At 38.0% G+C, this 8025-nt stretch carries 6 protein-coding genes and 2 pseudogenes; 3 read left to right on the top strand and 5 right to left on the bottom strand.

Going from position 1 to position 8025, the window contains the following annotated elements; translation table 11 throughout:
- The first annotated feature begins 119 nt into the window (after positions 1–119).
- The 3 genes and pseudogenes from AFK68_RS20195 to AFK68_RS20185 all read left to right on the top strand — a co-directional run bounded on the left by AFK68_RS20195 (position 120) and on the right by AFK68_RS20185 (position 2880).
- Positions 120–443, top strand: coding sequence for a fasciclin domain-containing protein (locus AFK68_RS20195; protein WP_371357471.1), 324 nt, complete (start codon positions 120–122; stop codon positions 441–443).
- A gap of 1043 nt (positions 444–1486) precedes the next feature.
- Positions 1487–2337: pseudogene (locus AFK68_RS20190) on the top strand (glycosyltransferase); the annotation flags it as partial.
- A 12-nt stretch (positions 2338–2349) separates the two neighbouring features.
- Positions 2350–2880, top strand: a complete 531-nt coding sequence (locus tag AFK68_RS20185) for a tetratricopeptide repeat protein (RefSeq protein WP_371357472.1) — start codon at positions 2350–2352, stop codon at positions 2878–2880.
- Between the two features lie 237 nt (positions 2881–3117).
- Here AFK68_RS20185 and AFK68_RS20180 read toward each other — a convergent pair whose 3' ends face one another.
- The 5 genes and pseudogenes from AFK68_RS20180 to AFK68_RS45825 form a co-directional block, all read right to left on the bottom strand.
- Positions 3118–3504 carry a hypothetical protein gene (locus tag AFK68_RS20180; RefSeq protein WP_143438073.1) on the bottom strand — a complete coding sequence of 129 codons (387 nt, stop codon included), beginning with the start codon at positions 3502–3504 and terminating at the stop codon, positions 3118–3120.
- A gap of 15 nt (positions 3505–3519) precedes the next feature.
- Entirely contained in the window at positions 3520–4761 is a 1242-nt protein-coding gene (locus AFK68_RS20175) for a transposase (protein ID WP_246844303.1), read from the bottom strand.
- Positions 4676–5287: an IS607 family transposase gene (locus AFK68_RS20170; protein WP_094674538.1), complete on the bottom strand. Its 612-nt coding sequence runs from the start codon at positions 5285–5287 to the stop codon at positions 4676–4678. Before AFK68_RS20170 ends, AFK68_RS20175 begins: the two co-directional genes overlap by 86 nt.
- Before the next feature lie 190 nt (positions 5288–5477).
- A pseudogene (locus tag AFK68_RS45830) lies at positions 5478–6431 on the bottom strand (pentapeptide repeat-containing protein); the annotation flags it as partial.
- A gap of 1 nt (position 6432) precedes the next feature.
- The coding region (locus tag AFK68_RS45825; protein WP_371357470.1) for a pentapeptide repeat-containing protein at positions 6433–7687 on the bottom strand (1255 nt) is incomplete at its 3' end.
- Positions 7688–8025: the final 338 nt, after the last annotated feature.

Below are 8025 nucleotides of genomic sequence, written 5' to 3'. Positions count from 1 at the left end.
GTAGTTAACCAACCTCTACAAATTGCTGACTCTCACTCCAAGGATATTGTGGCAACTGCTGCTCTGCTGGTCAATTCAATACTTTAGCTGCTGCATTAAAAGCTGCTGGTTTAGTAGAAGTGCTTCAAGGAGATGGTCCATTTACAGTATTCGCACCTACTGATGAAGCATTTGCAGCTTTACCAGAAGGAACATTAGACAAGTTATTAATGCCAGAAAACAAGGATAAACTGGTACAAATTCTGACTTATCATGTAGTTCCTGGTAAGGTAATGTCTGGAGACTTAGAATCTGGAATGGTAAAAACTGTTGAAGGTAGCAAAGTTAACGTTAAAGTTTCTGATGCAGGCGTTAAAGTTGGAAAAGCTAAAGTAGTTAAAGCAGACGTACCTGCAAGTAATGGTGTAATTCATGTAATTGATACAGTAATTCTACCTCAGTAATTAATTAGCGTTATACCATTTATTGGGAATATGTGGATTAACCCCATTCCTAACTACGTTTATGAATGGGTTTTTTAATGAAGTAATACTTGCTCCGGTTTATAGAGTACCCTTTTGGGGAGGTGGGGAGATAGGGAGATGGTTAGAGAGAATTTTGAAAAAGGTACTTTTAATAACCTGATTTCGTATCAGAAGTAATCCCTGAATGAGGTTGAGCATTTATAAATCTTCTAGCGGGACTTACACAAAATAGCAGCAAAAAATCAGCTCAAATATATACAGGGAGAGGTTTTTACGCCGAAAAAGTCTAAATCCTTTATTACCAAGGGTTTTAGGGATTTTTAAGGCATTGACGTAATTCCCTTGTCTAGACTGTTTTTTCCTCCGGAATGCTCCGCAAACAAGCAGTTTTTGTGCAAAAAAATGTCTAAGTACCACTAGCCTATTTGCGTATTGCAATATTTGAAATATTTTTAGGATAAGTTCCAGCTTTGTACTACTGTTAATAATCTAGTTAATGAAATTGGGAAAAGAGGTGCGAAAAAGTACCTCTTGATTGAATTGATAAGCAGATTTAATCTTGTTGCCTAATATAAAATCCGGTTATACAGTAATTGCAAAACTACTTCTTCATTAAGACAAGTTTTCTATTGAATAGGAATTATATAANAAGCAGATTTAATCTTGTTGCCTAATATAAAATCCGGTTATACAGTAATTGCAAAACTACTTCTTCATTAAGACAAGTTTTCTATTGAATAGGAATTATATAATTTAATATTTCAAATCCAATATTTCTCCTAACTCCGCGCCTCCTGACTCCTCCGCAATACGATAACTAATTACCCGGATTCTATATAATACGGTTCAAATAAAACAAAAATTCATCTGTTTGTCTCAAAAATTATTAACTCAATGGTATTATAAGGTTTGCATAATCTAGATATGAATTATAAATATTCAACTCCCTTCCCTACTCCCTAATATTTGAATTATAAATATTCAACTCCCTATTCCCTACTCCCTACTCCCTAATCCCTAATATGAATTTAACTTTTTGCATTATTGTTAAAAATGAGGAAAAAAATTTGCCACGATGTTTGGCAAGTGTGAAAAATGTAGTCGATGAAATGGTTGTTTTGGATACTGGTTCAACAGACAAAACTCCAGAAATAGCTCAAGAATTTGGTGCAAAAGTACATTATTTTGAATGGTGTAATGATTTTGCAGCAGCAAGAAATGAATCTTTGAAATATGTCACAGGTGACTGGGTTTTAGTATTAGATGCTGATGAATATCTCTCACCAAAAATAGCTCCACATATTAGAGAAGCTATTCAGAGCGATCGCCACATTTTAATTAATTTAGTCAGAGAGGAAATAGGGGCGCAACAATCTCCCTATTCTTTAGTTTCTCGTCTCTTTAGAAATCATCCAGATATAAAATTTTCCCGACCTTATCATGCCATAGTTGATGATAGTATTTCTGAGATTTTAGCCAAAGAATCTGATTGGCAAATTGCTTCGTTGCCAGAAATAGCAGTTTTACATGAGGGTTATCAAAAGGGAGAAATTACTTCTAAAAATAAACTGGAAAGAGCAAAGGCAGCGATGGAAAGTTTTCTCAGCGATAATCCTAATGATGCTTATGTTTGTAGTAAGTTGGGAGCTTTATATATAGAAGTTGGTGAAAGAGAAAAAGGGATGGAATTATTGTTTCGAGGTTTCCAAGATTCAGAGGTAGATAAAACAGTTTTGTATGAGCTGCATTACCACTTAGGAATTGCTTATCGACAAAAGCAAGAAACAGAAATGGCAAAGCGTCATTATCAAATAGCAACAGAATTAAATATTTTGCCTAAATTGAAATTAGGAGCATACAATAATTTAGGTAGNGAGAAAAAGGGATGGAATTATTGTTTCGAGGTTTCCAAGATTCAGAGGTAGATAAAACAGTTTTGTATGAGCTGCATTACCACTTAGGAATTGCTTATCGACAAAAGCAAGAAACAGAAATGGCAAAGCGTCATTATCAAATAGCAACAGAATTAAATATTTTGCCTAAATTGAAATTAGGAGCATACAATAATTTAGGTAGTTTGCTGAAAGAAGAGGGAAATTTAGAGAAAGCCAAAACTAACTATGAAATTGCTTTACAGATAGACCCTAATTTTAAAGTCGGTCACTATAACCGAGGAATGATATTGAAAGAAATGGGTTGGTTTACCGAAGCGATCGCCTCCTATCAAAAGGCAATTCAACTTGATGCTGACTATGCAGAAGCTTATCAAAATTTGGGAGTTGTATTGTTGAAAGTTGGTCAAGTACCAGAAAGTTTAGAGGTATTTGGAAAGGCAATTAGTTTGCACGACAAATATAACCCTATTGAAGCAAAGCGACTTAGGGAAGTATTAGAGTCAATGGGTTTTGTGTTGTAGAGTTCTAGTAGTCGAAGTTGAAATCTTTAAGTCACTCTAGAAACAGAAGTTTCTTTTAGAGGTGGGGTTGTTTGAATTGTAGTAACTAGGTTTAATTCAGGAGGGTCAGGATTCAACAATTCATCTTCATCCAACTCTGTAGTTNAAATATAACCCTATTGAAGCAAAGCGACTTAGGGAAGTATTAGAGTCAATGGGTTTTGTGTTGTAGAGTTCTAGTAGTCGAAGTTGAAATCTTTAAGTCACTCTAGAAACAGAAGTTTCTTTTAGAGGTGGGGTTGTTTGAATTGTAGTAACTAGGTTTAATTCAGGAGGGTCAGGATTCAACAATTCATCTTCATCCAACTCTGTAGTTCGGAAAAACTTACGCACAATTTCCACGTCCGGCTCAACCTCAATCCAAAGACGCGCGCCACCTGCCTGACTGCGATTTGGTGTATGAGGGCGATCAACAATTTTGCAATTTCCTTTAATTTCTGCTTCGTGACAACGGTCATTACGATTTCCTTGCTTGACGGATATTGCAGGATAGGATGTACCGTGGTCTCGGTTATGGTCAATTTCTTTTCGCAAAACATGAATAAAAGTATTGCCTGTACGTTGTGCTACTTTTAACCTCATCAAAACGCTTAAATATTCTTAAAGCGCTCCAGTAGGTATGGCATCACTGACGACAATAGAATCATTGACAACAGTGAAGGCAGTAGCCTGCAAAGCTCTCAACATTATGTTGCGAGCGCCATTGATATCCCGTGCAATTATATGACCACATTGAGGACATTTATAAATCTTGGAACCACCCAAGTTCTTATGAACGTGACCGCAGTTTGTACAAGTCTTAGAAGTATAAGCTTCATTACAACGAACTACTAAAACACATGAGCGAGCTGCCTTATGTTGTAGGTAATCAGCAAACTTTCCATGACTCCACGAGAGCATATTTCTGACAGATTTGCGGTTAATTTTTCTGGTTGACTTCAGCACCATTTGAGAGGTTTCATAAGTAGGCAGAAAAATTAACTTATAGCTATTAACTAATACTGAAGCTACCTTGTTATGCAAATCCTTTACCAGATATTGAATGCGATTTCTCATTCTAGTTGCTGCCTTGCGCATTTGATAATGTTGCCGTTTGTTTTTTGATAGTGCGGCACGACTTAATAAATTATCAAGGTGCGAGCATAAACGGTTAATTCGCCCGATATCTCCCTTGCCAATTTCTAAAACGTTTTCACCATCATAGCCAGTTAAAAATGCTCTATTTCCAGGGTCTAATGCAATAACTTGATCGGAACCAGTAGTCGTTGGCTCAATGTATTGAGGAAAGCAAGCAAACCATTGTCCTCGTTGATAAACCAGCTCAGTTCCATAATCACAATTACGAGGTACTTGATATCCAATCGCAGTACAAAAAAGCATACCTTTTACTTTTTTAGGAAACCAAGTTCCATTCCGATAAGCATCGTTTTTAAATTGAATTACTTGGGATTTATTTCGACAAGAACGATAACGCAATTGAAAGTTGGGACTGTTGTTAGCAGCCTGAGCTTGTTTATACGCAAGTTCAGCTTCACAGACAGCTTCTTGTCTGGTTTTGCCTAAACATTTAGTCCATTCATTCTCAAGTAGAGTTTGTTTGCTTTGAATTACTTGGTCTAAAGATTTTCCTTTTGGCAAAGTTCTTTGACGATTAAAAAACTCAACGCACTGATTGTAAACCCAACGATAAGCAGCCAGCCATTGCTTCCAGATTTTATGCAGTTCAATGCTAGGCCAAACTGGAACTTTGAAAACACTATTTGGCTGAACTTTTTGGCTCTTTTTGTATGGGTTTTTCCCGTACTTTGTCGCTGATTTCTTTTTTGTATCTTCGCAACCCATAAAGCCGCGAACTGAAACAGTGGATGATGGACAACATATCTTGAACGAGTTCTTGTTCTGGAGATTGTTTGCTTTCATTGAGAACCAAGAGTTCGCATCCATTACGTTCGCATAACCACTTAACCAATTCAAATCCGAATCTAACAAGTCTGTCTGGGTGGGCAACGACAAGGCGTTTGATATCACCTGTGCAAATTCTGTCCAAAATGGAGAGGAATCGCTTCCGCTTAAAATTAAGTCCGCTGCCAATTTCTGATACGATCTCTGATTCTGGGAATCTTGAGAGCAGTAGTTCAATTTGTCCCTCAATATCGTCTCGTTGGGAATGGCTTGAGACTCTCGCATAACAAACAGTGGTAATTGTCCTGGGCAAACCTGCTGCTTGTTCGATTTCTTCGATTGAGTACCGCCTGTGCCCTGACGGGGTTTTGATTGCTTTAATTTTGCCTTCTTCTTCCCATCGTCTGAGACTTGAGACTGCAACTCCAAGGATGGAGGCTGCTTCTTTGGGTCTGACATATTTCATCTGAAATATTGATTTTTTTCAATCTTAGCACGATTTATTGCTTTTTGAGCGCTTTAGATAGATAATTAATATTTTGTTACAAACTCTAAGTTGTCCATTTGAAGATTACCTCGTGAAGTTGCTCGAAAACTAATAGTTTAAGTTGTTGATTTTCTAATAAGACTTGACAACTGATAAATGATAACTGATTTTAGGGTTCAATCCAACCTTGAAAAGCTGCAACTAAAACATTAGCAACTGGATTATCAAGAGCTTCTTTGAATGCTTCTGTTCCTGCTGATTTTAATACTCCTATTACTCGTTGTTTTAATGTGGGGTCATTTTCCATAATTTCTATAGCTTGAGCAGCAACTGTCATTTGACCTGCTGTAGTTTCTGTAGAGTTTGATTGTTCTAATTGTTTGAGTAATTCCTGAATTTCTTTAGCAGTTTCAACCAGGTTTGGTTTTGTTTCGTTTGTTGAATTGTCGTTGAAGGTTCCGCCTATTTGATCTCTACCAGCTTTTTTATCTCCGTCTACTATGTCTCCCACGATTTTTGCACCGCTAAAGTCATTTTTACTACCTTGTTCTTTTGCCATTGTTTTTCCAATATCCATTATTATGTTGTCTTTTTTTTCTATCATACTTTCTATTATACTGTCTTTTTTTTCTACTTGTTCCCTTAAAAGCTTAATTTCCTTCTTTTTTGCTTTTAACTTTGGTTTATATTTTTCCCAGAATTTACGCTCATATTCAGCTTCATCAATTTGATCGGGAACTTTGACACGAATCACAAAAGCACCGTCACCTTTATTTTCTATTGTTTGGATGACTGGTAATTCTTCTGTGCCACTTTCTACTCGAAGTTCTTGAAAAGTTTTCAGAAAAGTCTGCCAGTCAATACCATCTTTGAAAATTAAATCGACAGTATTGGGAATTTTCTGAGCCAGTTTAGCAAACTCACCAGGTTCAAAATTTTTCTCTAGGTCAGCAGGGCGACGTTCATGTTCAGGAGATTTCAGAAAAATATAATTACAGTCAATTTCAATTAGTTTAGTTGTATTACTAATTCCCCAATCTTCTACACAAGCTCCTGTTAAAGTTGCTCTGGTTAAATTTGCTCCTTCTAGTAAAGTTTGAACTAATCTAGCTCTAGATAAATTNCAAACTCACCAGGTTCAAAATTTTTCTCTAGGTCAGCAGGGCGACGTTCATGTTCAGGAGATTTCAGAAAAATATAATTACAGTCAATTTCAATTAGTTTAGTTGTATTACTAATTCCCCAATCTTCTACACAAGCTCCTGTTAAAGTTGCTCTGGTTAAATTTGCTCCTTCTAGTAAAGTTTGAACTAATCTAGCTCTAGATAAATTAGCGTTTTGTAGGTTGGCGCGATTTAAGTCTGTGCCGATAAAGCTAGCATCTTGTAGGTTAGCTTCTTTTAAATTAATACCTCTTAGGTCGAGGCGATCAAAGTTTTTATCTTGCCCTTGACCTGTTTTGACTAACTCTCTGACTTTGGCTTCCTGCAGATAGGTTTTTTCTGGTCTTACTCGATCGAGTTTTTTGGTATCTCGGAAACAGGTGCGAGTAAGAGTTGCTTTTCGGAAGTCTGTACTTTTGAGAGTAGCTTGAGAAAAGTCGGCATCGGTTAAGTCTGCTTCTCGAAAGCAAGTGCCACCCGTAGCAGCAAAGGCAATAGCTAGATTACGAATTAAGGCGTGTTTTTCGTCACCTTTGATTGCTCGGTAAGCAACGTAAGCACTTAAAAATGTTGTGACTACGGCTCCAGGGATGGCGACGGGGACGGGGACGGCGATGGCTCCGGCGACAGGGACGGCGAAGGCGACGGGGACGGGGACGGCGATGGCTCCGGCGACAGGGACAGCGAAGGCGACGGGGATGGCGACGGCGATGGCTCCGACGACGGCGATGGCTCCAGCGTAGGTGATGGCGAAGGCAACGGGGACGATGGCTCCAGCGAAGGCGACGGCGAAGGCTCCAGCAAAGGCGACGGTGATGGCGAAGGCTCCAAAAGCTGCTATAATGCCCCTACTAATAACTACTATCCAGAAAAAAATAGCTACAATCAAGGTTGCCCAACCAAGAACTTGAAACTCTAAGCTAGAGTTATCAAATATTAGTGATATCAAGTATCCAGTAAATGCACTAAAAAAACCTGATATCCCTGCCAGAATAAATACAACGATAAGCAAAACCACTACCCAACGTTTTTGCAGCCCCCCCTTAGCTCCACAAAACTTAGCCCCCGTTAGATTTGCTCCCCGAAAATTAGTACCTCGAATATCCGCGCCACTAAAATCTGCTCCAGATAAATTTTCCCCCTTGAAAGATAGACCCCTAAGATTCTTCCTTCGGAAATTTTTTTCACCTTCTTTATATTGACGCCCTCTGATCATTAGCATTCCTGGAAAATTGAGAATTTAAGGCCATCTTTGGTAAACGCAGGAAATTTTTCTCCTTGTCTAGCCTAGATTTTTTTGAGACATTAGAGTTTTCTGCTGACTTATCACCATATCCTGAATGTATCTAAAATCTAAAAACTAAGACGTTTGAGTTAAATATTCCATCAATAAAAATAGAGGAAGGCGATCGCGTAGCGGTGCGTAGCACTATTGCCAGTTTCTTCATCTAAACACTAAGACGTTTGAGTAAAATTAGTAATTTAATCAGAGTAGGTTTGCTTGAGGAACTGAAACTGAAATAACAACTCCCCCACTCCCCTACTCCCCTACTC

This window comes from Hydrocoleum sp. CS-953, assembly GCF_002260545.1.
GTDB lineage: Bacteria > Cyanobacteriota > Cyanobacteriia > Cyanobacteriales > Microcoleaceae > Trichodesmium.
Note: the sequence above shows the minus strand (reverse complement) of the source record. Positions and strands in the feature narration are given on the sequence as shown.